Origin of the sequence: Actinoallomurus sp. CA-142502 (assembly GCF_050936355.1) — a bacterium.
Taxonomy (GTDB): Bacteria; Actinomycetota; Actinomycetes; order Streptosporangiales; family Streptosporangiaceae; genus Actinoallomurus; species Actinoallomurus iriomotensis.
The window spans coordinates 10,284,967-10,308,946 of the sequence record NZ_JBNJMY010000001.1; the positions used below are offsets into that span (position 1 = coordinate 10,284,967).

The 23,980-nt window shown below is 70.1% G+C and carries 25 protein-coding genes and 1 pseudogene; 12 read left to right on the top strand and 14 right to left on the bottom strand.

Translation table 11 applies throughout. The features are described from left to right. The first annotated feature begins 4 nt into the window (after positions 1-4). Positions 5-1,297 carry a DUF58 domain-containing protein gene (locus tag ACQEV1_RS48240; protein ID WP_433404473.1) on the top strand — a complete coding sequence of 431 codons (1,293 nt, stop codon included), beginning with the start codon at positions 5-7 and terminating at the stop codon, positions 1,295-1,297. A 69-nt stretch (positions 1,298-1,366) separates the two neighbouring features. Next, entirely contained in the window at positions 1,367-1,927 is a 561-nt protein-coding gene (locus ACQEV1_RS48245) for a Uma2 family endonuclease (RefSeq protein ID WP_433404476.1), read from the top strand. Positions 1,928-1,930: 3 nt separating this feature from the next. Here ACQEV1_RS48245 and ACQEV1_RS48250 read toward each other — a convergent pair whose 3' ends face one another. Next, positions 1,931-2,929, bottom strand: coding sequence for a stage II sporulation protein M (locus ACQEV1_RS48250; RefSeq protein WP_285579109.1), 999 nt, complete (start codon positions 2,927-2,929; stop codon positions 1,931-1,933). Between the two features lie 72 nt (positions 2,930-3,001). On the opposite strand from ACQEV1_RS48250, the gene ACQEV1_RS48255 reads away from it, so the two are divergent. Then, a complete protein-coding gene (locus tag ACQEV1_RS48255) occupies positions 3,002-3,946 on the top strand; it encodes an RDD family protein (protein WP_285625839.1) in 945 nt (314 codons plus the stop codon). 4 nt (positions 3,947-3,950) lie between these two features. Here ACQEV1_RS48255 and ACQEV1_RS48260 read toward each other — a convergent pair whose 3' ends face one another. Together ACQEV1_RS48260 and ACQEV1_RS48265 are read right to left on the bottom strand one after the other, a co-directional pair. Further along, entirely contained in the window at positions 3,951-4,511 is a 561-nt protein-coding gene (locus tag ACQEV1_RS48260; RefSeq protein ID WP_285625837.1) for a hypothetical protein, read from the bottom strand. Positions 4,512-4,565: 54 nt separating this feature from the next. Next, positions 4,566-4,955 (bottom strand): winged helix-turn-helix transcriptional regulator, encoded by a 390-nt coding sequence (locus tag ACQEV1_RS48265; protein ID WP_433404480.1) that lies wholly within the window; start codon positions 4,953-4,955, stop codon positions 4,566-4,568. A 25-nt stretch (positions 4,956-4,980) separates the two neighbouring features. Between ACQEV1_RS48265 and ACQEV1_RS48270 the strand changes: the two genes are divergently transcribed. Further along, entirely contained in the window at positions 4,981-5,718 is a 738-nt protein-coding gene (locus ACQEV1_RS48270; RefSeq protein ID WP_433406141.1) for an NADPH-dependent F420 reductase, read from the top strand. Here the strand turns inward: ACQEV1_RS48270 and ahcY (ACQEV1_RS48275) are convergent. Together ahcY (ACQEV1_RS48275) and ahcY (ACQEV1_RS48280) are read right to left on the bottom strand one after the other, a co-directional pair. Next, complete coding sequence (ahcY, locus tag ACQEV1_RS48275) at positions 5,688-6,941, bottom strand: adenosylhomocysteinase (RefSeq protein ID WP_433404483.1); 1,254 nt, start codon at positions 6,939-6,941, stop codon at positions 5,688-5,690. The two genes, ACQEV1_RS48270 and ahcY (ACQEV1_RS48275), sit on opposite strands and share 31 nt — an antisense overlap. 13 nt (positions 6,942-6,954) lie before the next feature. Further along, the gene (gene ahcY, locus ACQEV1_RS48280) at positions 6,955-8,382 is read right to left on the bottom strand and encodes an adenosylhomocysteinase (RefSeq protein ID WP_285625828.1); all 1,428 of its coding nucleotides are present in this window, start codon (positions 8,380-8,382) and stop codon (positions 6,955-6,957) included. A 110-nt stretch (positions 8,383-8,492) separates the two neighbouring features. On the opposite strand from ahcY (ACQEV1_RS48280), the gene ACQEV1_RS48285 reads away from it, so the two are divergent. The 3 genes from ACQEV1_RS48285 to ACQEV1_RS48295 all read left to right on the top strand — a co-directional run bounded on the left by ACQEV1_RS48285 (position 8,493) and on the right by ACQEV1_RS48295 (position 11,322). Beyond that, on the top strand, positions 8,493-8,831 hold the full coding sequence (locus ACQEV1_RS48285; protein ID WP_285579119.1) for a MerR family DNA-binding transcriptional regulator: 339 nt from the start codon (positions 8,493-8,495) through the stop codon (positions 8,829-8,831). Positions 8,832-9,271: 440 nt separating this feature from the next. Continuing rightward, entirely contained in the window at positions 9,272-10,657 is a 1,386-nt protein-coding gene (locus ACQEV1_RS48290) for a sensor histidine kinase (protein WP_433404486.1), read from the top strand. Beyond that, positions 10,654-11,322, top strand: a complete 669-nt coding sequence (locus tag ACQEV1_RS48295; RefSeq protein ID WP_285625821.1) for a response regulator transcription factor — start codon at positions 10,654-10,656, stop codon at positions 11,320-11,322. Before ACQEV1_RS48290 ends, ACQEV1_RS48295 begins: the two co-directional genes overlap by 4 nt. Here ACQEV1_RS48295 and ACQEV1_RS48300 read toward each other — a convergent pair. Both ACQEV1_RS48300 and ACQEV1_RS48305 read right to left on the bottom strand, forming a co-directional pair. Further along, on the bottom strand, positions 11,319-12,719 hold the full coding sequence (locus tag ACQEV1_RS48300; RefSeq protein ID WP_433404489.1) for a DHA2 family efflux MFS transporter permease subunit: 1,401 nt from the start codon (positions 12,717-12,719) through the stop codon (positions 11,319-11,321). The genes ACQEV1_RS48295 and ACQEV1_RS48300 overlap by 4 nt on opposite strands. After that, positions 12,716-13,306, bottom strand: coding sequence for an NADPH-dependent FMN reductase (locus tag ACQEV1_RS48305; protein WP_285625815.1), 591 nt, complete (start codon positions 13,304-13,306; stop codon positions 12,716-12,718). Before ACQEV1_RS48305 ends, ACQEV1_RS48300 begins: the two co-directional genes overlap by 4 nt. A gap of 97 nt (positions 13,307-13,403) precedes the next feature. On the opposite strand from ACQEV1_RS48305, the gene ACQEV1_RS48310 reads away from it, so the two are divergent. Then, positions 13,404-14,048 carry a TetR/AcrR family transcriptional regulator gene (locus tag ACQEV1_RS48310; RefSeq protein WP_285625812.1) on the top strand — a complete coding sequence of 215 codons (645 nt, stop codon included), beginning with the start codon at positions 13,404-13,406 and terminating at the stop codon, positions 14,046-14,048. Between the two features lie 69 nt (positions 14,049-14,117). Continuing rightward, positions 14,118-14,417 (top strand): annotated as a pseudogene (locus ACQEV1_RS48315) (DUF3592 domain-containing protein); the annotation flags it as partial. Here the strand turns inward: ACQEV1_RS48315 and ACQEV1_RS48320 are convergent. From ACQEV1_RS48320 to ACQEV1_RS48340, 5 genes are all read right to left on the bottom strand, one after another. Next, complete coding sequence (locus tag ACQEV1_RS48320) at positions 14,383-14,898, bottom strand: hypothetical protein (RefSeq protein WP_433404492.1); 516 nt, start codon at positions 14,896-14,898, stop codon at positions 14,383-14,385. The pseudogene ACQEV1_RS48315 and the gene ACQEV1_RS48320 overlap by 35 nt on opposite strands. A gap of 133 nt (positions 14,899-15,031) precedes the next feature. Continuing rightward, positions 15,032-15,976 carry a cation diffusion facilitator family transporter gene (locus ACQEV1_RS48325; RefSeq protein WP_433404495.1) on the bottom strand — a complete coding sequence of 315 codons (945 nt, stop codon included), beginning with the start codon at positions 15,974-15,976 and terminating at the stop codon, positions 15,032-15,034. A gap of 16 nt (positions 15,977-15,992) precedes the next feature. Then, positions 15,993-17,144, bottom strand: coding sequence for an SIS domain-containing protein (locus tag ACQEV1_RS48330; protein ID WP_285625805.1), 1,152 nt, complete (start codon positions 17,142-17,144; stop codon positions 15,993-15,995). 58 nt (positions 17,145-17,202) lie between these two features. After that, a complete protein-coding gene (locus ACQEV1_RS48335; RefSeq protein ID WP_285579135.1) occupies positions 17,203-17,376 on the bottom strand; it encodes a Trm112 family protein in 174 nt (57 codons plus the stop codon). A 136-nt stretch (positions 17,377-17,512) separates the two neighbouring features. Continuing rightward, positions 17,513-17,890, bottom strand: a complete 378-nt coding sequence (locus tag ACQEV1_RS48340; protein ID WP_285579137.1) for a DUF3499 domain-containing protein — start codon at positions 17,888-17,890, stop codon at positions 17,513-17,515. A 330-nt stretch (positions 17,891-18,220) separates the two neighbouring features. On the opposite strand from ACQEV1_RS48340, the gene ACQEV1_RS48345 reads away from it, so the two are divergent. The 3 genes from ACQEV1_RS48345 to ACQEV1_RS48355 are packed head-to-tail and all read left to right on the top strand — an operon-like array spanning position 18,221 to position 21,236. Continuing rightward, on the top strand, positions 18,221-19,609 hold the full coding sequence (locus tag ACQEV1_RS48345) for a hypothetical protein (protein ID WP_433404499.1): 1,389 nt from the start codon (positions 18,221-18,223) through the stop codon (positions 19,607-19,609). Then, a complete protein-coding gene (locus ACQEV1_RS48350) occupies positions 19,609-20,691 on the top strand; it encodes a DegT/DnrJ/EryC1/StrS family aminotransferase (RefSeq protein WP_433404502.1) in 1,083 nt (360 codons plus the stop codon). The genes ACQEV1_RS48345 and ACQEV1_RS48350 overlap by 1 nt, the downstream gene beginning before the upstream one ends. Positions 20,692-20,723: 32 nt before the next feature. After that, positions 20,724-21,236, top strand: a complete 513-nt coding sequence (locus ACQEV1_RS48355; protein ID WP_433404505.1) for an NUDIX hydrolase — start codon at positions 20,724-20,726, stop codon at positions 21,234-21,236. Between the two features lie 9 nt (positions 21,237-21,245). Here the strand turns inward: ACQEV1_RS48355 and ACQEV1_RS48360 are convergent, their stop codons facing one another. Both ACQEV1_RS48360 and ACQEV1_RS48365 read right to left on the bottom strand, forming a co-directional pair. Further along, complete coding sequence (locus tag ACQEV1_RS48360; protein ID WP_285625794.1) at positions 21,246-22,376, bottom strand: fructose-bisphosphatase class II; 1,131 nt, start codon at positions 22,374-22,376, stop codon at positions 21,246-21,248. Between the two features lie 39 nt (positions 22,377-22,415). After that, the gene (locus ACQEV1_RS48365) at positions 22,416-23,840 is read right to left on the bottom strand and encodes a phosphomannomutase/phosphoglucomutase (protein WP_433404508.1); all 1,425 of its coding nucleotides are present in this window, start codon (positions 23,838-23,840) and stop codon (positions 22,416-22,418) included. Positions 23,841-23,980: the final 140 nt, after the last annotated feature.

Below are 23,980 nucleotides of genomic sequence, written 5' to 3' on the forward strand. Positions count from 1 at the left end.
CGGCATGGCGCTGACCGGCCGTACCGGGCTCCTGGCGCTGCTCGGCGCGGCCGTGATGGTCATCGTGCCGAGCTGGTGGACGCTGCTCGCGGTGAACGCCCTGATCGTGGCCCTGGTCGCGGCCGACCTGGCGCTGGCGGGCAACGTCCGCGCGCTCGGCCTGCACCGCTCCGGCGACACGAACGTCCGCCTCGGCGAGGAGGCCTCGGTCTCCCTCATCGTGGAGAACCCCGGTACGCGGCGGCTGCGCGCGGAGGTGCGCGACGCCTGGCCGCCCAGCGCCGGCGCGACGCCGCGCTCGGCCACCCTGTCGGTGCCGCCGGGCGAACGCCGCCGCGTCGACATGCGTCTCGTCCCCACGCGCCGGGGCGACCGCCGGGCCGTCTCGGTGACGATCCGCTCGTACGGGCCGCTGCGGCTGGCCGCCCGCCAGCTCTCCCGCCGGGCGCCCTGGACCGTACGCGTCCTGCCGGCCTTCCCCTCGCGACGGCACCTGCCGGCCAAGCTGTCCCGCCTGCGGGAGCTGACCGGCCAGCATGTCGCGCTCATTCGCGGGCAGGGCACGGAGTTCGACTCGCTGCGGGAGTACGTGGACGGCGACGACGTACGCTCCATCGACTGGCGGGCGACGGCGCGCCGGAGCGACGTGGTCGTCCGCACGTGGCGGCCCGAACGTGACCGGCGCATCTACCTGGTCCTGGACACCGGCCGTACGGCCGCGGGCCGGGTCGGCGACATCCCCCGGCTCGACTGCTCGATGGACGCCGCCCTGCTGCTCGGCGCGCTGGCCTCGCGTGCGGGCGACCGGGTGGACCTGCTGGCCTACGACCGGCAGGTACGCGCCCGGGTGGAGGGCAGCACGCGCACCAACCTGCTGCCCGCGATGGTCCGCGCCATGGCCCCGCTGGAGCCCGAACTCATCGAGGCGGACGCGGCGGGCATGGTCTCGACCCTGCTGGCCCGCGTACGGCAACGCTGCCTCGTGGTGCTGCTGACCGACCTCAACGCCGCGGCGATGGAGGAGGGCCTGCTGCCGCTGCTGCCCCAGCTCACCGCCAAGCACCTGGTGATGGTCGCCGCGGTGAGCGACCCGCGGGTGACCGAGATGGCCACGGCCCGCGGCGACGCGAGCGCCGTCTACGACGCGGCCGCCGCCGAACGCGCCCGCGCCGACCGCAGCCGTGTGACGGCGGAACTCCGCAAGTACGGCGTGGAGGTCGTCGACGCCCCACCGGAGGACATCGCCCCGGCCCTGGCCGACGCGTACCTGTCCCTGAAGGCCGCCGGCCGCCTCTGACGGGAATTCTTGGAGTGCCGTAACCTGAGAGGCACAGGTTGAGCGATGCCTGTCCCACGGAGGCCTGATGTGACCGCGCTACCGGACTGGATGTTGACACTTCCAGAGGAAGGCGTCACCGCCGAGGATTACGATCGCATGCCGGAGGAAATCTGCCGGCGCATTGAAATTCTCGACGGGAGCATCATCGTGTCGCCTTCCGCGACGCCGAGGCACAATCGGATCGCCCGGCTGCTCGCCAACGCGCTAGAGCAGGTCGCACCCGCTCCGTGGCAGGTCACGACCGACGTCGACCTGAGGCTGTCCGACGTACCGTTGAACAACCGGCGGCCCGACATTCTGGTCTTTTCCGGCGACTCCAACATTCTCCCGGTGCGACCACACCAGGTTCTGCTCACTGTCGAGATAATGAGCAAAGGCAGCGTGAGCGCCGATCGTCTCGACAAACCGGCCGAATATTCCGTAGCAGGCATTCCGCACTTCTGGCGAATTGAGCAAGAAGACGCCGGACTGGTCGCTTACACGTACCGGCTGGAGACAGCGGCTTACACACCGGTCGGCAAACACGCGGATCGTCTCCGGACCGACGAGCCCTTTCCCGTCGAGGTGGATCTCGACGCGCTCGGCTGACGGTCAGGCCGCGACCGGGGCGGTGTCGGGGACGGCTTCCATGTCGCCGGTGTCGCCCTCGCGGACCGCGCGGCGGCCGAACACGATGACGTACGTCAGGAAGGCGGACTCCGCGATCACGCCGATGCCGATGCGGATCCACGTCACGCTCACGTGTCCCGTCACGAAGCCCTCGATCGCGCCCGACACCGCCAGCACGATGATGAGTCCCAGGGCGATGCTCATCGCCGCGCGGCCCTCCTCGGCCAGGGCGTGGCTGCGGCGGCGGTGGCCCGGGTCGATGATCGTCCAGCCGAGGCGCAGGCCGGCCGCGGCGGCGAGGTACACGGCCGTGAGTTCCAGCATGCCGTGCGGCAGGATCAGGCCGAAGAAGATCGCGCCCTTGCCGTGGGCGAACATCAGGCCGGCGGAGACGCCGAGGTTCAGCTGGTTGCCCCACAGGGCGAAGATCGTCGGGATGCCGAGCAGGATGCCGAAGATCAGCGCCTCGGCCGAGACCCAGACGTTGTTCACCCACACCTGGAAGGCGAACGCGCCCGCCGCGTGGTCGGTGTAGTAGTTCGCGAAGTCGTGCTCGACGAGCTGGCGGATCTGCATCGGGGACAGCAGTGACGTCTGCACGTCCGGGTTGCGGGCCACCCAGACGGCGATGACCAGCGACACCAGGTTGGAGATGACCGCCGCGCCGAGCCACCACCTCCGCATCCGGTACGCGGTGGCCGGGAAGGAGACGGTGAGGAAGCGGGCGACGTCGCGCCACATCGGCGCGTGCGCGCCGGTCACCGCCGCGCGCCCCCGGGCCACCAGCGACGACAGGCGGCCGACCAGCGCGGGCTCCGGCGAGCTGGAGCGGACGACGGACAGGTGGGTCGCGGCCCGCTGGTACAGCTCGACCAGCTCGTCGATCTCCGCACCGCTCAGCTTCCTGGCACCCCGGTTGATCAGTTGCTCCAGGCGCCGCCACTCGGCGTTGTGCGCGGCCACGAAGGCATCGACGTCCACAAACGGGCAGACTACTCTCAAAGACTCCTGGGGGATCCTCGCCAGTCTCTCAGTGATCCGACGGGAGGGCGCGTGCCGATCGAACTGGTGACCGGCGAGGCCGTGGCACTCGACATCCGGGTGGCGCGGCTGGCCAGCCGCGCCCTGGCGCTGTTCGTCGACATGCTGTTGCAGATCTTCGTGCTCTACATCTGCTTCATCTTCGTCGGCCTGTCGGCGACGGTGCTCGACTCGGCCGTGGCGGTGGGTCTGTCGATCGTGTGCATGGTGGCCGTGTTCGTGGGCTACCCGACGATCACGGAGACGCTGACGCGCGGCCGCACTCTGGGCAAGCTCGCGGTCGGGCTGCGCGTCGTCGGCGACGACGGTGGCCCTGAGCGCTTCCGGCAGGCCCTCGTACGCGCGCTGGCCGGGTTCCTGGAGATCTGGGCGCTGCTCGGCTCGCCCGCGCTCATCTCGTCGCTGCTCAACCAGCGCGGCAAGCGGCTCGGCGACCTGTTCGCGGGCACGATCGTCATCCAGGACCGGGTGCCGGTCAACGTCTTCCTCGGGCCGGTCGCGATCATGCCGCCGCCACTGGCGCCGTGGGCGCGGTCGCTGGAGCTCGCCATGCTGCCGGACAACGTGGCGATGGCCGCGCGGCAGTACCTCACGCGCTTCTGGGAGCTGGCGCCCCGCGTACGCGACGCGATGGGCGACCGGCTCATGGCGGAGATCCTGCGCTACGTCAGCCCGCCGCCGCCTCCGGGGTTTCGGCCGGAGATCTACCTGTCGGCCGTCCTGGCCGAACGCCGGCACCGCGAGGAGGTCCGGCTGGCCGAACGCGCCGCCCGGCGCGAGGCGATCAACCGCCGCGGCGCGCCGGTCATGCCCATGCCGGCGCCCGTGCCCCAGGCGATCCCGGTGGGCGGGCCCCCGCCACCGCCGCCCTCGTACGGCCCAGGCCCGGTGCCGGGTCCCGAGTGGCTCGGCGCGGCCCCCGGTTCGGCGCCCCGGTTCCTGCCGCCCCGGCAGTGACCGGTCAGGCGAAGTTCGGCGGGTCGTCCAGCCCGGCCAGCTCGATCCCGGAGGCGGCCACGACGACGTCGCCGGCGAGGTAGCACTCCGAGATCTCCCCGGTCTCCAGATCGGTGATCTCGTAGCGTTCGACCGGTAGCCGGCCCTCGTCGGCCTCGTGCCAGGTGATCTCGGTGAGCGCCCAGCGCTGCGGCACCGTACGGACGGCGAGCGCGGGCTCGGTGAGCATCAGGAGGCGCACGTCGGCCCGCTCCCCCTCGGTCAGGCCGAGCGAACGCGCGACGGCGACGAGCAGCCCCGGCGAGTCACCGACGAACCCGGTGGCGCGCGCGGAGCCCTCCCGGCCCCCGGTGACCCACAGCAGCTCGGCGCCTGCCGCGCCGCCGCGCAGCACGTGCTCGCCGGAGGTCACCTGGAGCCGGGCCGGCCGCCAGCGTCCGTCGGCGATCAGCTCGATGGTGCCGCCGTCGGAGCGTTCGGCGGTGTAGCGCCAGCCTCCTCCGTCCGGAGCGCAGGAGAACCTCTCCTCGACCTGCGACTCATGAACGTACGTTCCGTGCGGCATGGCCCCAATCTAGGGCCTGTCTCGAAGCCCCGCTGTCCTACTGCGCGGCGCTCGCTACGGACGGGGACTTCGAGACAGGCCCTCGAGCGCGGAGCGTTCTTGGGCGTCGAGGAGCTCGTCGCCGTGCTCGGTCAGCCAGTCCCCGAGCGCTCTCATCGGGCCGTCGACCAGGCTGCGCCCGAGGGCCGTCAGGCCGTACTCGACGCGCGGCGGGGCCTCGGCGTAGGTCCGACGGTCGATCAGGCCGTTGCCGGACAGGCGGTGCAACGTCTCGGTCATGACCTTGTCGCTGATGCCGCCGATCGCGGCCCGCAGCTCGCGGCGTCGGCGCGGCCCGGCCTGAAGGGCCGCCAGGACGACGGGATCCCAGGTGTGGGCGAACAGGTCGGTGGCCGCCCGCAGGCGGCAGTCGGCGACCATCTGGTAGCAGTGGGCTTCGCTCATCTCGCCCACCATCATCGCGCACGCGATACGCACCGATCGGTGCGCGTCACCTTCCTTACCGTGGCCGCCGGACGATCAACGAGGAAGGGAAACGACGATGCGGATCGGAATCCTGGGAACGGGAACGCTGGCGGCGGCACTCGCCGAGGGCTGGGCGCGGGCGGGACACGAGATCGTGGTCGGCGGCCGGTCACCCGCCAAGGCGCGGGACCTCGCGGACCGGCTCGGCCCGGACGTACGCGCGGCCGAGCCGCGGGAGGTGGTCGCCGGGCGCGACGCGGTGCTGCTCGCCGTCGCCTGGGACGGCGTCGAGGACATGCTGCGGGCCGTGGGCGCCGCCGACGGCTCGCTGGCGGGCACGCCGCTGATCGATCCCACGAACCCCGTCGACCACGGAGTCGGCGCACTGCTCACCGGGCCCGGGGAATCGATGGCGGAGCGGATCGCCGGCCTGGCTCCGGGGGCACACGTCGTCAAGGCCTTCCATCTCTTCCCCTCCGACCAGTGGACGGGACCGGGCGAAACGGCCGTCACCCTGGCGATGTGCGGCGACGACCCGGCGGCGCTGGAGGTCGTCGGCGAGCTCGCACGCGCGGTCGGCGGCGCACCGGCCGTGCTGGGAGGGCTCGACCAAGCCCGCCAACTGGAGGAGGTCGCGGGGTTCGTCATCGGGCTGGTCTTCGCCGGTCACGACCCGGGAGCCGCCGTACCACACATGCCGTCGGCGGCCGCTCAGGAGCCGCGGCGCCAGGACGACAGGTAGACCTCCTGGTCCGGGGTCAGGGCGTCGATCTCGATGTCCATCGAGATCAGCTTGAGCCGGGCGACCTCCGTGTCGATCGCCTCCGGCACCTCGTACACGCCCGGGGCCAGATCCTGGGTGACCAGCCACTCGCACGTGAGCGCCTGGTCGGCGAACGACATGTCCATCACGGCGGCCGGGTGGCCCTCGGCCGCCGCCAGGTTCACCAGCCGGCCCTCGGCGAGCAGCACCAGGCGCCGCCCGTCGGCCAGGACGTACTCGTCCGCCTGCGGGCGTACCTCGTGGCGGACCTCCACCGCCAGGTCGGCGAGGGCCCGTACGTCGACCTCCACGTCGAAGTGGCCGGAGTTGGCGAGGATCGCGCCGTCCTTCATACGGGCGAAGTGCTCGGCGCGGATCACGTCGGTGTTCCCGGTGACGGTGATGAACACGTCGCCGTCCTCGGCGGCCTGGGACATCGGCTGCACCCGGAAGCCCTGCAGGGCCGCGTCCAGCGCCTTGACCGGGTCGATCTCGGTGACGACGACGCGGCCGCCCATGCCGCGGGCGCGTTCGGCCAGGCCGCGGCCGCAGTAGCCGAAGCCCGCGATGACGATCGTCTTGCCGGCGAGCAGGGTGTTCGTCGCGCGGATGATGCCGTCCAGGGTGGACTGGCCCGTGCCGTACCGGTTGTCGAACATGTGCTTCGTGTCGGTGTCGTTGACCGCCACCATCGGGAAGCGCAGGGCGTCCTCGCGGGCCATCTGGTGCAGCCGGATGACGCCGGTCGTGGTCTCCTCGCACCCCCCGCGTACGCCGGCGGCCAGGTCGAGGCGCTCGGTGTGCAGCGAGTTGACCAGGTCGCAGCCGTCGTCCAGCACCAGGTCCGGACCGATCGAGAGCGCCTGGTGGATGTGCCGGTAGTAGCCGTCGCGGTCGACGCCCTGCCGGGCGAAGACGGCCGCGCCGTACTCCTCCACGAGCGCGGCCGCCGTGTCGTCCTGCGTCGACAGCGGGTTGGACGCCGCGAGCGCGACCTCGGCCCCGCCGGCCTGGAGCGCGCGGATGAGGTTCGCGGTCTCGGTGGTGACGTGCATGCACGCCGCGACCTTCATGCCGTCCAGCGGGCGGTCGGCGGCGAACCGTTCGCGGATGCGCCGCAACACCGGCATCGAACGGTCGGCCCACTCGATACGCCGGACCCCGGACTCGGCGAGCCCGGGGTCCGTCACGTCTGACTTCATCGCTGAATCGAGGTCAGTACCGGTAGTGGTCCGACTTGTACGGGCCCTCGACGTCGACGCCGATGTAGGCGGCCTGCTCCTTGGTGAGCGTGGTCAGCTTGACGCCGAGCGCGTCCAGGTGCAGGCGGGCGACCTTCTCGTCCAGGTGCTTGGGCAGGGTGTAGACCCCGATCGGGTAGTCCTCCGTCTTGGTGAACAGCTCGATCTGGGCGATCACCTGGTTGGTGAAGGAGTTCGACATCACGAACGACGGGTGGCCGGTGGCGCAGCCGAGGTTCATCAGGCGGCCCTCGGCCAGCACGATGATGGAGTGGCCGTCCTCGAAGGTCCAGGTGTGGACCTGCGGCTTGACCTCTTCCTTCTTGATGCCGGGGATCTTCGCCAGGCCGGCCATGTCGATCTCGTTGTCGAAGTGGCCGATGTTGCTGACGATCGCCTGGTGCTTCATCCGCGCCATGTGGTCGGCGGTGATGATGTTGAAGTTGCCGGTCGTCGTCACGAAGATGTCCGCGATCGCCACCACGTCGTCGAGCGTGGTGACCTGGAAGCCGTCCATCGCCGCCTGGAGCGCGCAGATCGGGTCGATCTCGGTGACGATGACCCGGGCGCCCTGGCCGCGCAGCGCGTCCGCGCAGCCCTTGCCGACGTCGCCGTAGCCGCACACGACCGCGACCTTGCCGCCGATGAGCACGTCGGTGGCGCGGTTGAGACCGTCGATCACGCTGTGCCGGCAGCCGTACTTGTTGTCGAACTTGGACTTGGTCACCGAGTCGTTGACGTTGATCGCCGGGAACGCGAGCGTGCCCGCCTTGGCCATCTCGTACAGCCGGTGGACGCCGGTCGTGGTCTCCTCGGTCACGCCCTTGATCCGCTCGGCGGTCTTCGTCCAGCGACCCGAGCCGTCGACCGTACGGCGAAGCAGGTCCAGGATGACCTTCCACTCCTCCGGGTCGTCCTCCGACGCCGAGGGCACGGCACCGGCCTTCTCGTACTCGGCGCCCTTGTGCACCAGCAGCGTCGCGTCACCGCCGTCGTCGAGGATCATGTTGGGGCCGGTGCCATCGGGCCAGGCGAGGGCCTGGTCGGTGCACCACCAGTACTCCTCCAGCGTCTCGCCCTTCCAGGCGAACACCGGGACGCCCTGCGGGTCGTCGGTGGTGCCGTCCGGGCCGACGACGACCGCGGCGGCGGCGTGGTCCTGGGTGGAGAAGATGTTGCAGCTCACCCAGCGGACGTCGGCGCCCAGCTCGACCAGGGTCTCGATCAGCACGGCGGTCTGGATCGTCATGTGCAACGAGCCCATGATCTTCGCCCCGCGCAGCGGCTTGGACTCGGCGTACTCCTCACGGACGGCCATCAGGCCCGGCATCTCGTGCTCGGCGAGCTTGATCTCCCTGCGGCCGAACGCCGCCAGCGACAGATCGGCGACCTTGTAGTCCATGCTTGGTTTACTCCCCTGGATTCGGTTTCACGACCGAGTCTAGGTGCGGTGCGTCGAGGGGTGCACGGCCCGGGCGCGGTATCTGACACTGATTTGTCAGAATAGGCCTCATGCGCATCACGGAGGCCGCCCAGCGGCTCGGTACCTCGCCCCGCATGCTCCGCTACCGCGAAGCCCTCGGCCTGCTGCCTCCGGTCCGTGAGCCCCGCGGGCACCGGCGTTTCGGCGACGACGAGCTGCGGGCGGTGGCCCTCGCGCTGACGCTGGAGAAGCGGTACGACATCAGCCCGGGAGAGCTCGCCTTCGGGCTGCGCGTGCTGGCCGAGCCGGACGTCCGGGCGGCGGTGCGAGAGCTGGGCGAGCGCATCGGGCGCCTGTCGCCCCCGCCGGCACGCGCGCTCGACTTCGAGAAGGAGAAGGCCCTGCGCCTGCTCCGCGGCCGGCGGTAGAACGCAAAGGGCCCTCGCCTGGGTGGCCGGATCGGGGAGACCCCAGCCCATGGTGTGCCCGATCATGCCGTCCACGGGGAGTGCCCGCGGGAGACCTCGGACGGTCGACGGCCACCCGGCGAGGGAGACCGGCCGCCATCCGAACCCCCGAAGGTCGGATGGCGGACCAGGGGCCGACGTCTCCGGACCCCCTAGTACGGAGACGCGGCGCCCTTGTCACGCTCAAAAAGCTACGCCGCCCACCCCCGCCTACGCGTCCCCCTGTGGGAGGGACCTCGCATCGTCCTCCAGGTGGACACCGCCCCGGTCTCAGGGAGGGGTAAATCGCTCCGTACGGTGAGGCGAGCACCGGCCTCGGGAGGTGAAGATAAAGGGTGGCTAGCGACAAACCTGAGTTTCTCCAAGAAGCCGGCCCCGCAGCGTGGCGTCTGGCCGCCCAGGTGGTCACCGCCGTGGGTCAGGTGCTGTTGTGGATCCTGACCGGCATCGGCCGCCTGCTCAAGCCGCTCACGGGCCGCCTGGTCGCGTCCCTGTACGGCCGGAGCACGCCACCCGATCCCTCCCACCGTGCGCCCGGCGGGACGATGTACGCCCGGCCCGGCGCGGCGGCGCCCACGCCTCACACGCCTCCACTACTGCGCTGGTTGCACGCCTGGCGGCGGTTCGGCAGGTCCTGGTGGTACGGGCCGGTCACCGGGGCCGTGCTCGCGCTGGCCGCGCTGTTCGAGATCCCGCTGCACCACCGGCAGGCGGTCAGCCTCCTCGGCGGGTTCGCGCTCGCCTCGACCGTGCCGCTGATGTTCCGCCGGGAGTCGCTGCGCCCGGCCGCGGCCATCACGCTCGGCGCCCTCGCCGCGAGCCTGCTGTCGGGACAGCCGCTGCTCGCGACGACGGCCTTCGCCGGGCTGTACACGCTGTTCCTGCTGGCCCAGCAGCTGCCGCGCCAGTCCACCGGCGTGCTCGGCGTGGGCAGCGTCGTCGCCGTCGGCGTCGTCTACGTCGCCTCCGGCAGCCTCGACGGCATCCCCTGGCCGGCCTCTCTCGTCGCCGTCGTCGCCGCCCTCGGGCTGGGCGACGCGCGCCGTACGGTGGAGACCGCCGAGGCCAGCATGGACGAGGAGCGCGAGCGCAACAGCGAGACCCTGACCCGGCTGAACGCCGTGCAGCGCGAGCAGGCGGTGCTGCGCGAACGCGCCCGGATCGCGCGGGAGCTGCACGACGTCGTCGCGCACTCGGTCTCGATGATCGCCGTGCAGGCGGAGACCGCGCCGTACACGATGCAGACGCTGTCGCCGGAGGCCAAGAACGGCTTCGCCGAGATCGCCGGCGCGGCCCGCGAGGCGCTGGAGGAGATGCGCCGGCTGCTCAGCGTGCTGCGCGCCGAGCCGAACGCCGAACCCGCCGAGGTGACGCCGCAGCCGCGCCTCGACCGGCTGAACGAGCTCATCGACAGTCACCGCGGCGCCGGCGGAGAGGCCCAGCTCAGGGTCAACGGCGCCGTACGGCCCCTGTCGACCACCATCGAGCTGTCGGCGTACCGCATCGTCCAGGAGGCGCTGACGAACGCCCGCCGGCACGCGCCCGGATCGCGGGTGCGGGTCGAGCTGGACTACCTCGGCGACCGGCTCGCCGTCCGCGTGACCGACGACGGGTCGCCCGTGCCCGTCACGAGGGTGGAGAACCGCACGAAGGCGATGGGACACGGGCTCGTCGGGATGCGCGAGCGCGCGACGCTGCTCGGTGGCCGCTTCGCCGCAGGTCCGCGCGCAGAGGGCGGATTCGCCGTGCAGGCCGAGCTTCCGGTAGGCCAGAATCGGCGTTCATGATCCGAGTGCTGATCGCCGACGACCAGACGATCGTGCGCGCCGGCTTCGCCGCACTCCTCGCCGCCCAGCCCGACATCGACGTCGTCGCGCAGGGCGGTGACGGCCGTGAGGCCGTACGCCTCACCGAAGCTCACCGCCCGGACGTCGTCCTGATGGACATCCGCATGCCCGGCATGGACGGGATCGACGCGACCCGGCGAATCCTCGCCGACCCGGCGAACGGCGGAACCCGGGTGCTCGTGCTGACGACGTTCGACGTCGACGAGTACGTCTACGACGCGCTGTCGGCCGGGGCGAGCGGATTCCTGCTCAAGGACTCCACCGCGGACGACCTCGTCTCGGCGGTACGCGTGGTGGCGCGCGGCGACGCCCTGCTGGCCCCACAGGTGACGGGACGGCTGATCCGGGAGTTCGCCCGGCAGCGGCGCGCCCGGCCGCAGCGCGCCCCGGAGCTGGAGAACCTCACCGCCCGCGAGACCGAGGTCCTCGGCCTGATCGCCGGCGGCCTGTCGAACGGCGAGATCGCCGAACGCCTGGTGGTCAGCGAGCACACGGTGAAGACCCACGTCGCCCGCGTGTTCACCAAGCTGGGCCTGCGCGACCGCGCCCAGGCCGTCGTCCTGGCGTACGAGTCCGGCCTGGTCACGCCGGGCGGCGACGGCTAGCCGGCGCGGCGCAGGGCGATGCGCAGCCACTGCGAGCAGAGCAGGGCGAGCACGGCCGAGCCGGTGAGCCATCCGAACACGACGCGGAAGGCGTGCTCGCCGCCGCCGGGCAGGGCGTTCGCCAGCGCCACCGCGTACAGGGAGCCGCCGAGCGCGCCGCCGATCCGCTGCACGATGTTGACCTGGGTGGTGGCGTCGGGAAGCCGGTCGGGCGGTACAGCCTGGTAGGCGGCGATGCCGGGGGGCACCGCGGTCGCCGCGACCGCCATGCCCAGCAGCACCAGCAGCGCCTCGACCAGCACCGGTTCGGCGTCGGCGTCCGCGCCGAACAGCAGGAACACCACCATCACCGCCACCGCGGCCACGCCGCCCCAGGAGGCGACCAGGCCGCCGCCGTAACGGTCGGTGAGCCGCCCGGCGACCGGCAGGATCACCGCGGTGCCCAGACCGAGCGCCAGCATCCGCAGCCCCGTGTCGACCACCCGGTCGTGGTGCAGGATCTGGAAGTACAACGGAAAGACCAGCGCGGTGCCGAACATCAGCGCACCGCTGAGCGCCGAGGCGCCGCTGGCCGCGACGTACACCGGCCGGCGGTAGAGCCCGAGGTCCATCAGCGGGTGCTCCCGCCGGCGGGTCCGCAGCACGAACGCGGCCAGACCCGCGACGCCCAACACGAGCGGGATCGCGACCGAGGGCGCGGCCGGAGTGCCGGCCGAACCCCACCTCGTCAGCGCGTAGACCAGGAGCGGAAGCCCGCCGCCGATCAAGGCGAAGCCCCGCCGGTCGAGCGGGCCCGCGGCTCCGCGGTCTCCGCGCGGCACGTACCGCAGGCCGAGCGCCAGCCCGACCGCGCCGATCGGCAGGTTGGCCAGGAAGAGCCACGGCCACGACAGCGCGTGCAGCACGAGCCCGCCGACGACGGGTCCGAGCGCGGGCGCCAGCGCGACCGCGATGCCCAGCGTGGACATCACCCGGCCGAGGCGGTGGGCGCCGACCGCCTGGCCGATGACCGTCTGCCCGGCGGGCACCAGCAGTCCGGCGCCCAGGCCCTGCGCGACGCGCAGCGCGATCAGCCAGCCGATGCTCGGCGCGGCGGCGCACAGCCCGGAGGCCGCGGTGAACGCCACGAGCGCCATCAGCCACAGTCGCCCCGGGCCGAGCCGCCGCCCGAGCCAGCCGCACAGCGGCAGCGAGACGGCGAGGGCGACCAGGTAGCCGGTGGCCACCCACTGGGTCTCGTCCAGCCCGGCGTGCAGGTCGGCGCCGATGGTGTCCAGCCCGATGTTGGTCAGTGAGCCGTCGAGCCCGGACGCGAACGCGCCGAACACGATGACCAGCGCCAGCCGCCAGACCGGCCGGCCGATGCGTTCCTCCGCGGGCGCCGCCACGGTCGTCATGCCGCCACCCGCCCGGCCCGGAGCGGCGCCAGCGCGGCCGACCAGGCGACGACCTCGTCGAGCATCCGGGCGAGCGTCGGCTCCTGGTGGTCGCCGGGGGTGAACGCGCCGGGCTCGGCCATGTCGGTGATCGTGAAGTCCTGGAACAGCGACAGCGCCACCGTGGTCCGTACGCCGGCGACCTTGACCTCGGCGAGTGTGAGGCGCAGGTGCTCCACCGCACGGGTGCCGCCGTGCAGGCCGTAGCCGACGAACCCGGCGGCCTTGTCGCCCCACTCGGCGAACAGGTAGTCGATGGCGTTCTTCAGCGCCGCCGGGACGGAGTGGTTGTACTCCGGGGTGACGAAGACGAAGCCGTCGAAACCGGCGATGGCCTCGGCCCAGCGACGCGTGTGCTCGCCCGTGTACTCGCCGATCGCGGCGGGCACCTCCTCGTCGAGCAGCGGCAGGTCGAACGCGGCGAGGTCGACGACCTCGAAGTCGGCCGTGTCGATGTGGCGTTCGGCGACGTCGCGCACCCACGCGGCCACCATCGGGGCGCGTCGGCGCGGGCGGGTGCTTCCAGTGATGATCGCGATCCTGGTCATGGACGGTCCTCCGATGTCGCTTGCGGGATCGAAAGGTAAAGTACACGTTGTACTGTAATGTTACAACGGCCGTTGTACATCGGTTAGGATCAGCGGCATGAGCGGCACGGACACGGCTCCGGGGCGGTCCCGGCGATCCCCCGACAAGCGCCGGGCGATCCTCGATGGCGCCCGGGTCACCTTCGCCCGCGAGGGCTACACGCGGGCGAGCATCGACACGATCGCGGCGGCGGCGGACGTGTCCACCCGCACTCTCTACAACCACTTCGGCGACAAGGCCCGGTTGTTCGAAGAGGTCATCCAGAGCAGCGCGACAGAGGTCGCCGAGTCACAGATCGCGCTGATCGAGGCGCATCTGGGCGAGGTCACCGACGTCGAGTCCGCGATCATCGGCTTCGCCTGCGCCTGGGCCCGGCCGACGCCGGAGTTCGCCGACCACTTCGCCCTGGTGCAGCAGATCAGGGCTGAGGTCGGGCACCTGCCGCCGGCGGTGCTGAACGCCTGGCAGGAGGCCGGCCCGCGCCGCGTGCGGCGCGAGCTGGCGCGGCGCCTGGAGGAGCTGGCCGACCGCGGCCTGCTGCGCGTCGCCGACCCCGAACGCGCCGCGTTCCACCTGGCCACACTCGCCGCGGCCGAGGTGGAGAGCCGCAACTACCGCGGCGTCTTCCCGATCTCCGACGCCGACGTCGCGGAGCTCGCCACCGCCGGCGCCCGCGTCTTCCTGCACGGCTACGCGCCCTGAGCCCTCCGCCGGCACTACAGGGCGTGCCGGTGGTTCGCCGTCGACGGCAGGTCGTACTCGTTCCAGAGCTCCACCGGCAGCGACCCGCCGGCGTACGAGGAAGGTGACGGCGTGCCCGTCGCCCACGACCCCGACGATCCGTCCGACGCGCGGATCGCGTCATTCTGGTCGGCGTTCCTCGCCCCGCTGATCGTCGGCGGGCTGGGCGTGGTGTTCACCCCGATCGGGGCGGTCCTCTTCGTCAGGGGACGACGGATCCAACGGCTGCGAGCCCGGCTGTGGAGCCAGGGCCGGCAGGTGTGGGCGGAGATCGAGCGGGTCCCGCGGACGGCGTCTAGCCGTTCCAGTCGTAGATCCCGTAGCCGTTGAAGTAGCGGATCTTCCAGCCGATGCCCGTGCTGTAGGCGAAGGTGAAGGCGTACGTGCAGTGGCTGCCCGAGCCGATGTAGCCGCATCCCCGCCACCACCAGTCGGCGCCCGGGTAGGAGTAGCTCACGTCATCGGTGTTGACGTACGTGCTCCCGTCGCCGTGCGTGGTGTCGCCGACCGTCCTGCTCCAGGCGTACGGAGCGTTGCGGAAGTCGTCGTAGCCCGACGTCTGGAGCTTGGCGACCGACCCCGTGATCGCGCCCTCGCGGCTGATCAGCCTCGCGTGCACCTGCCCGTTCGACTCGTTGAGGTAGAGCTCGATACGGCCGCACACGTTCTGGGAGTTACAGACCGCCGGCTCGTCGAGGAGTACCGTGCCGGTCGCCGCCCGCGCCTTCGCCGGCGCGATGGCCGTACCCGGCACCGCGATCGTGGTGACCGCGATCGCCGTCGCCGCCAGGGTCAGAATTCTGCGTATCACGGTGCTCCCCTGTTCCCTCACCGCCGTCCCCGCGACGACGCGAGGTCAACGTAGCGACGGACGGCCGGCGCCGGACGCCATGGCGGGCACGCTCACTCGCCATTCCGCGCACTCGTCGCGGCACCGGACGGCGTCAGGGGGTCTCGGCGGTGCTCTCCGGTGTCGTACGGGCGCGGTCGAGGTCGGGTTCGATGTAGATGTGGCGGGCCATCGGCACCGCCTCGCGGATGCGCTTCTCCGCCGCGTCGATGCCCCGTGCCACCTCCGCCGCGGTGTCGTCCGAGGTGACCGCGACCTTCACCGCGACGAGGAGTTCTTCCGGGCCGGTGTGCAGGGTGCGCAGGTGGATGACCCGGTCGATCTCCTCGACCGACTCCAGCTCGGTGGTGATCCGCTTTTCGATCTCGCCCACCGCGGACTCGCCGATGAGCATGCTCTTGGTCTCCACCGCCAGCACGACGGCGACGAACGCGAGCAGCACGCCGATGACGATCGAGCCTACGCCGTCCCAGACGCCGTTGCCGGTGACCACCGCGAGGGCGACGCACGCGAGGGCGACGACGAGGCCGATCAGGGCCGCGAAGTCCTCCAGGATCACGACCGGCAGCTCCGGCGCGCGGGCCCGGCGGATGTAGGACACCCAGCTCTGCTCGCCGCGGGTGCGGTTCGACTCCTTCACCGCCGTACGGAAGGAGAAGCCCTCCAGCAGGATGCCGAGGACCAGGACGCCGAACGCCCACAGGGGGTCCTCGATGTCGTGCGGATCCCTGACCTTGTGCCAGCCCTCGTACAGCGAGAACAGCGCGCCCACGGTGAACAGCACGACGGCGACGACGAAAGCGTAGAAGAAGCGCTCGCGGCCGTACCCGAACGGGTGCCGGCTCGTCTCGGCCCGCTGGGACCGGTTGCGGCCGAGGATGAGCAGTCCCTGGTTGCCGGAGTCGGCGATCGAGTGCACGCCCTCGGCCATCATCGAGGCCGATCCGGTGAACGCGAACGCCACGAGCTTGGCCGCCGCGATGCCGAGGTTGGCTCCCAGCGCGGCGATGATCGCCTTGCTCCCGCCTTCGGCGCTCAAGATCGTTCCTGGGCGGTCATGAGATCCTCACTTCGAGTTCCTGGATGGCAGGCAGGGGGGTCGGGTCGGTTCCGAGGGCCAGCGCGAGGTAGACGCTCGCGTAGTCCGCGTGGGCGATGAGGCCGGCCAGGCGTTCGAGCGGATGCTCGCCGCGGGCGGTCAGCTCGGTGACCGTCACACCGCGTTCGGCCGCGAGCTCGGCGGACGCCTCCCGCCGCCGCGTCACCTGCGGATGCTCGTCGGTGTCGCGTACGACGACCAGGCACAGTCGCGTGGTCTCCGGTTCGTCGACGCGGTCGCGGAAGAAGTCATCCTCACCGGTCTCCGCGGAGCCGGCCCTCGTCGCGAAGGGGCCGTCGAAGACCACCACCTGGCCGTGCCCGGCCTCGGGCAGCTCGCCGGGAATGGCCGGGTACTTGGCGTCGGTGGCGAGCTGGGCGGCGAACCGCCGCGCCACCACGCCGGTCAGCGGCGACGTGCCCCAGATGACCGGGATCGACCCGGCGATCTCCAGCGCGGTCTGCTTGCCGGGGTTGACGAACGACTCGCTGGCCGGGCGGCACAGGTGGCTCATCTCCTCCAACCGCTCGGCGGTGCGTTCGAGCACCTCGGGCCGTACGACGGTCAGGCCGAGGATGTCGAGGGCGAGCAGGGGCGGCACGGCCAGGCCCCACAGCGCCGCCCGCGACCGCGCGGCGGCCGGCGCCGGCACGAACAGCCCACCGGCCTGTAGGGCCATGTCGGCGAGCGGCGAGCCGCCGGCCCCGACGCACAGCAGCCGGCATCCGCGCCGTGCGGCATCGGCCACCAGCCCGAGGGTCTCCTCGGTCGAGCCGGAGCGCGAGACGGCGATGACGAGGTCGGCGACGCCGACCCAGCCGGGCAGCCGGTGTCCGCGGACGGTCGTCACCGGAACGGGACAGCCCAGGCCGCAGACGGCGTCGATCAGGTCGCCGACGATGCCGGACGCGCCCATGCCGACGATCACCACGGCCCGCGGCCGCCCGCCCGCGGCGACACGGTCGACCCCCGCCTCGGTGGCGAGCAGGCGCGCCTCACGGACCTGTGCGGCCGCCGAAGCGACATGACGCAGCATCTCGCCCGGGTCCGCCTCGGCCAGTGCCTCGGGATCGTCGAGACGGCCGTAGTCGGGCTCGGGAAAACTCATCGTCGCGCCGGCCCTCCGATATACCGGGGGGTCGCCCCCGGGACGGACGCGGCTCGCGTCATGCAGGCGTCCTGGCCTCGTCCACCAGCAGGACCGGGATGTCGTCGCGAACCGGGTAGGCGTACTTGCACGTGCCGGTGCAGACGAGCTCCTCCGCCGCCTCGTCGGACCTCAGCTCGCCCTTGCAGTTGGGGCACGCGAGGATCTCCAACAGCCAGGAGTCGATGTTCACGGACTCTCCTTAGGGACTGACCCGCCAAAATGACGATCATCAGCCGTTACATCGGGTGGAATGCCTGGTCTTCCAGCATAGGAAGCTTACTGGGCGCGGCATCTGGCACGACCGCCCGGCAGCTGTTCCTCCCGCGTCAACTCTCGCTGGCGTTCCTCGGCCCCGGCGACTCGGATCGCAGCATCCGGAGGTGGCCGCGACGGCCGACCTCGACGGCCTGGCCCACGGGTTCCTCGCGCTTCACCGGACGGGCGGCCTCCCGGACGGCGTCCGCGAGGGCCTCCAGGTCATCGGTCGTGCAGGTGGAGTCGGGCTCGGCCGGAAGCCGCACGAGCTCCCAGCCCATCGGCGCGGTCAGCCTCTCCGCGTGATCGACGCACAGGTCGTAGCAGTGGGGCTCCGCGTAGGCCGCGAGGGGCCCCAGAACCGCCGTAGAGTCACGGTAGACGTACGTGAGCGTAAAGACTGCGGGCTCCTTGCACGCTGTGCGGGAGCAAATCCGGACGAGGCTCACAATGGCAGACCGTACCGCGCGCCCACGACCACCGCCACCACCATCGCCGCCGTGTCTTGGGCGGGTGCCTCATCGCGGCTCGCCCCACCCCTCGCCCCCACGACGACCAGCGAGCCCTCATGTGACGCCTGCACCGTCTTCTACCTCGCACTATCTCGCCGGCAGGCGATCGGCGGGCAATGCCGCAACGGCCCACAGCGACACGGACGCGCCGGAGATTACACACACGACCTTGAATTTCGCTATTAGATGTAGAATCTTTCATACGAGGACTTGTACGGACAGGAAAGCATGTCCGGCGAAGCCGCGCGGGGCTCAGGGGAGAGACGCATGGAGTATGCGACGTCGATCTTTGGGTCGGCGGGTGAGGTTCCGCCTCCCCCGGGCGCCGAGAGCCTGCAAATAAGCGGCATGACGATCGTCGCCTACTTCGCACATCGCCTGAAGTCCGCCGATATACAGGCGGACGACATCTTCGAAGATGTCGACGACGACTTCGGATACGGCTACAGCGACAAGGTGAGCAGCGGAAGCGAGCTCATCTACAGCAGGTATTATCCGGCCGGCGACCTCCCGGCGGCCATCGCCGACACCATCGGCGCGACACCGGGCACCGGGCTCAGCCAGTCGGTGATCTCCCAGTCGGGCGACTACTTCGTCTCCGCCGTCCCCTTCGTGATATCCACTCCGCGAAATGACGGGCTGCCCAGCATCGAGATCGAATCCCCTCTCGGGATGTCACAATGCCTTGCCGCGATACGCGGCATCACGCGGATGGACACGAGCGCGGAGCTGGCCGCACAGGTCGCCGGCGCGCTGGTCAAGAACGGCCTGCTCACGGCCGACGACATAGCCCAGACGTGGATGCTGCACAACTGCCTTGCCGTGCAGATCTGGGACCTCACCGGCACGGCCCACCGAGACCCGGACGAGATGTATGCCGGTATTTATGAATCGCGCAAATACGCCTGGGAGATATCCGCGATTCTGGGGTACCCGTCCGATCATATCCTCCATGACGGACTGTGGCTGCAGCGCGGCCCGGAACTCGTCTTCCATGAGGTGAGCACCGGCTTCCGCTTCCTGGACGATCATATGGTGTTCGCGAACAGCGCATGCTGCCTTGAGATCGGACATCTTCCCGCGTTCTTCCGCGACAGGTCCCGGTTTCGGCTGCAGAACTATGGATATGATTCGTCTTCCATCTTCGTATGGAGCACCATGGCTTTACGCTCGGCCGTGGCCGAGGACCTCGCAAACCGGTACAACGACGTCATGGCCGACTTCACTCAGCGCGAAGGCATGAGCGCGGTTGAGCACGGCACCTTCTCCCGTACGCAGTTGCAGCACCTTTCACTGATCGACCGTCTCGCCAGATTCCGCGGAAAACTCATTGAGCCGCGCAACAGGGTCCTCAACGACCGTATAGACACGCTCCGCGGCATAAGCGAAACGATGCAGACGCTGTCCGGCGACATGGAAAAGGCCGGCACGATGGCGCGCGCGCTCGTGCAGATCCGCGAGCAGGAGACCCAGGCCCGCACCAACACGTTCCTCGCGGTCCTCGCGGTCGCCCTGGCGGTCGTCGGCATTCCCGGTCTGGTACAGCAGTTCGGCGACTGGATTTCCAAGGACAGCTGGTGGCGCCTGTCCACCAGCATCGGACTCATCATCATCGTTCTGGCGGTCGTCGGCTGGATCTGGAAGACGCGGGAGTAATGCGCATACCACTGTCATCACCGTCAATCGGCGCCCTCGAATCCGCATTCGTCAGTGATGCGATGAGTTCGGGATGGATTTCCGGCAGCGGCCCCTATCTCGATCGATTTCAGCACGGCATCGCGCGGCTTACCGGGCGCCGGCACGTGCTCGCGGTCAGCAGCGGGACGGCGGCGCTGGAGCTGGCGCTTCGCGCGCTGGGCGTCGGCCCCGGCGATGAGGTGATCGTCCCGGCGCTGACGTTCGTCTCTCCCGCGGCGACGGTGCGCACCGTCGGCGCGACCCCGGTGATGTGCGACATCACTCCTCAGGACTGGACGATCGATCCCGCGCTCGCCGCGTCGCTCGTCACGGACCGGACCAGAGCGATCATCGCGGTCGACCTGCTCGGGCATCCGTGTGACTTCGACAGGCTGAGCGAACTCGGGGTACCTCTCATCGAGGACGCCGCCCAGGCCCACGGCGCCGGGTACAAAGGATCTCCCACCGGCTCCTTCGGGAATATCTCGATCTTCAGCTTCCACTCGAACAAGACGATCAGCACCGGGGAGGGCGGGTGCGCCGGCACCGATGACGACGAACTCGCCGACCGCATGCGGATCATCGCCAACCACGGCATGCGGCCAGAGCGGCGTTACTGGCATGAAGTCGTCGGCCACAACATGCGGATGACGAACGTCACCGCGGCGATCGGTGCGGCACAGCTCGAACGATGGGACGAGTTGACCGCGCGGAGAAATGCGGTGGCCGATCGCTATCGCTCCTCCATCGTCGATGACGCCGTCGGCCACCGGCCGATCGCGCCGTGGGCACGGTATTCGTGCTGGCTTCACCCCGTCACCGTTCCGGACCGCGACGAGCTGGTCGGCGAGCTGAGGTCGGGCGGCATCGACGCCAGGGCCATCTGGCCGTCGCTGCCGGAGCTGCCGCTGTACGCGGACGGCGTTCGGCTGCCCTGCCCGGTGGCCGCCGAGGTCTCCGCGTCCACCGCCTGGCTGCCCACCTGGAGCCACATGCCGGAAGAGGACACGAAGACGGTCGTACAGGCCCTGCACGACGCGTTGGCGAAGAGGGGACACTAGTGGACGCACCACCGCCTGCTTCCGAGAGGTGGGTGGAGACCTCGCGCGAACCGGTGTTCCGGGCCTTCGGCCGGGGACTCGACCAGGTGGGCTATCTCCTGCCGGATGGCAGCGAGGCCATCTACTACATCTCGGTGGCCCGGCCGACGGTCAGCATCGTCGCGCTCACCCGCGAACAGCGGGTGATAATGGTGGAGCAGTATCGCCCCGGCCCAGGAGACCTGCTCCGTGAGCTGCCCGGCGGTTTCATCGATGAGAACGAGACTCCGTCGACGGCCGCCGAGCGCGAACTCCTGGAGGAGACCGGTTACCGGGGATCGGTCGAGCTCCATGCCACTTGCTACCTGGACGCCTACTCCTCGGCCAAGAAGTACTGCTTCACGGCGACGGATTGCGTGCCCGCGTCGGCGCCATCCGACCTCGACCCCGAGGTGACGCGTGTAGTACTCGTCACCATCGACGACCTACGGCGCGCGCTACGCGAAGGCAGGATGACCGACGTCGACTCGGGGCTCCTGGGACTGCAGCATCTGGGTCTGCTGTGAGCGGTGGGTTCAGGCGCTCCTGGTGATGGTCACCCGGCCGACTCGTCGGTCCGGGCGCAGGAGGAGACCGGAGGAGACCGTCTTGTCCCCGGTGCGTGCCGGTCGGGGCAGCGACAGCGCGTCATTCTCCGTCACGGCGAAGATCGCGGCGGCCTCCGCCGACCCTCTGGGCACGATGTCGGAGCTCAGGTACTGACGGTCCGTCGCCCAGCCGGCCTCGGCGAGTTCGCCGACCTCCTCGTCGGTGAACTTGAACAGCGGCCCGAGGGTCTCGCCCTGCTCTCGCCGCTGCCCCGCGATCGAGGCCGGGCGGAAGACGAACTCGTAGTGGGGTGCGACCAGATCGAGCAGGGCCGCCGCGAACGCCAGCTCGGTCAGCCCGATCGCGCCGATCAGGGCGTGCACTCGGGGCTGGGACAGCCCGGTCAGCGAGAGGAGGTACGGCGGCTCGACCGACACGTGCGGCGGAACGACCACCTCGCCGGCGCACTGCGACATCCGCTCGATCAGCCCGGCATGGTGGTGGTGGCCGTTCACCGAATGCGTCACCACCGCGAGGTCGGTGACCTTCATGTCCAGAGCACCGGCGATGCGTTTCAACGCCTCGGCCGCGTGATCTTCTGGACTGGACATGATGTCGAAGCCGTCCAGCGCCCCGACCGGCGCGAGGATGGCGTACGCCTGCAGGTCCGGCACCGGCCGGAAGCCCTGGCCCAGGCCGCCGAGCGCGAGCGCACCCGCCAGCGACTGCGCCGCCAGCGTGGTGCCGTCGACGTAGTCGAAGATGCCGTCCCAGCGGCCGGCGGCTCCTCCCCGGTTGATGACCTGCCCGGTCTGCGCTCCGGGGCTGGCGTCCCGGACGCCCTCCCCCGCCGTGACGTTGATCTCCGCGGTCGTTCCGGCGAACACCGCCTCCGCCGCGTTGGTCGCCGCCGCGTCGATCGCGCGTTTGGTGCTCGACAGTTCACCGTCGGTCGGGCACCGTGCGGCGGCCTCCGCCGCGGCGGCGATCGCCGCGGTGACCACGACGGCGGCGGTGTCGAAGACGTCTCCGTCATCTTCGCCGCCGACCGACCGATAGGTTGCGCTGGATATCTTTGGGTCGAACTCCGAAATTCGTGCGAAGAAGTCAGTACTCACGGCCATCGCCTCAACGAAGTCGGGTCTGCTGGAGAACGCTTACTTCCATGGATCATTCAGCCAGTCGGAGCCCACTTCGGGCGAACGACTGAGACCGGTACGCAGCATCTGATAAAGCTCGAACAGCCGACTGCTGCTGTTCGCCTCGGCGAGTATGACGAGCGCCGGCATGTTCGAGGAGGCCCGGACCAGCAGCCATCCGTCGTCGAATTCTACACGGACACCGTTGATCCGAACAATGTCCCGAGGATTCAGCGACTCCGCGTACCGCGCGAAGTCCTCGACCACTCGATATTTGTCGGAATCCGCGCATTCGGCGTGCATCGTCGGCGTTCCCTCGTAGTGCGGAAGGTCGGCGACAATGGTGGCGAAATCCCGTTGATCGGCACCGATGACGGAGAGCAGGCGCAGCGCGGCGTAGATGGCGTCGTCGTAGCCCAGGTAGCCGTCCGCGAAGAAGAAGTGGCCGCTGCGCTCTCCCGCGAACGGCGCCTTGACGTCACGCATCTTCGACTTGATGTGCGAGTGGCCGGTCTTCGTCATGACCGGAGTGCCGCCCGCTCGCTCGATGACCTCCGTGACCATTCTGCTGCATTTCACGTCGTACACGATGGGAGCGCCCGGCCGGCGGCGCAGAACCTCTTCGGCGAGAAGGGCCAGGATCGCGTCCGCCCAGACGATGTTTCCGGCGCCATCCGTCACCCCGAGACGGTCGCCGTCACCGTCGAACGAGATTCCGCAATGCGCTCCGTGCTTGACCACGGCCTCCTGAATCTGCGCGCGAGACGCCGCCGACTCGGGATCGGGCTCGTGATTGGGAAAGGTCCAGTCCAGCTCACGGTTGAGAGTGATGACGTCGTATCCGGCCCCTTTGAGGGCGAGCTCGGCGATCGGACCGGCGATGCTGTTTCCCCCGTCGATCACGACCTTGAGAGGACGAGGCGCGGGGAGGGCGGAGGCGATGTAATTCGCGTAGGCCTCCGTCAGCGACTGCTCTCGATAACGGCCTTGGCCACGGCTGAAGTTCCCCTTCGCCGCTCGATCGGCGACTTCGGCGATCTCCTCGGGTCCGAGAGTGACCGACGGCCGGTTGGAGAGTTTGAAACCCGACCAGCCGTTGGGGTTGTGGCTGGCCGTCACGCAGATTCCGGCGGTGCCCCCGAGCTCGTGCTGCGCGAAGTAGACCAAAGGAGTGGTGGCGAGCCCCAAGAAGACGACGTCAACGCCGGTGGAGAGCAGGCCGACGGTGACCGCGTTGGCGAGCATCTCCGAATAGCTGCGCGCGTCGTAGCCCACGACGACCTCGGAGATCCCCTGGTCGACCAGCAGGGAGCCGAAGGCACGGCCGATCCGGTTCGCGCTGAACTCGTTAAGCGGGTAAACGTCACCGAGCCGGCCGTCATTGACCCGACCGCGAATATCGTACTCACGGAACAGGGACTGGTCGAGATCCCCCGTGCTCAAACTAATAGCGTCATTGCCGGAGCCCGGCAAATTGAACGGCCATATTTGTGAATCAGTCAAGAGAGGCCTCTCTCACCCGAAAATCAGGCTCGCGTTTGATCACTGTCCGACCGGGCCGGGCGTGAGCACCGATCACGCCT

Bases quoted from the DNA above. Each gene is read 5' to 3' on its own strand.
- ACQEV1_RS48240 (WP_433404473.1), top strand. From the start codon at position 5: ATGGCGCTGACCGGCCGTACCGGGCTCCTGGCGCTGCTCGGCGCGGCC.
- ACQEV1_RS48260 (WP_285625837.1), bottom strand. From the start codon at position 4,511: ATGCCGCACGGAACGTACGTTCATGAGTCGCAGGTCGAGGAGAGGTTC.
- ACQEV1_RS48265 (WP_433404480.1), bottom strand. From the start codon at position 4,955: ATGAGCGAAGCCCACTGCTACCAGATGGTCGCCGACTGCCGCCTGCGG.
- ahcY (WP_433404483.1), bottom strand. From the start codon at position 6,941: ATGAAGTCAGACGTGACGGACCCCGGGCTCGCCGAGTCCGGGGTCCGG.
- ahcY (WP_285625828.1), bottom strand. From the start codon at position 8,382: ATGGACTACAAGGTCGCCGATCTGTCGCTGGCGGCGTTCGGCCGCAGG.
- ACQEV1_RS48285 (WP_285579119.1), top strand. From the start codon at position 8,493: ATGCGCATCACGGAGGCCGCCCAGCGGCTCGGTACCTCGCCCCGCATG.
- ACQEV1_RS48295 (WP_285625821.1), top strand. From the start codon at position 10,654: ATGATCCGAGTGCTGATCGCCGACGACCAGACGATCGTGCGCGCCGGC.
- ACQEV1_RS48300 (WP_433404489.1), bottom strand. From the start codon at position 12,719: ATGACGACCGTGGCGGCGCCCGCGGAGGAACGCATCGGCCGGCCGGTC.
- ACQEV1_RS48305 (WP_285625815.1), bottom strand. From the start codon at position 13,306: ATGACCAGGATCGCGATCATCACTGGAAGCACCCGCCCGCGCCGACGC.
- ACQEV1_RS48310 (WP_285625812.1), top strand. From the start codon at position 13,404: ATGAGCGGCACGGACACGGCTCCGGGGCGGTCCCGGCGATCCCCCGAC.
- ACQEV1_RS48330 (WP_285625805.1), bottom strand. From the start codon at position 17,144: ATGAGTTTTCCCGAGCCCGACTACGGCCGTCTCGACGATCCCGAGGCA.
- ACQEV1_RS48345 (WP_433404499.1), top strand. From the start codon at position 18,221: ATGGAGTATGCGACGTCGATCTTTGGGTCGGCGGGTGAGGTTCCGCCT.
- ACQEV1_RS48350 (WP_433404502.1), top strand. From the start codon at position 19,609: ATGCGCATACCACTGTCATCACCGTCAATCGGCGCCCTCGAATCCGCA.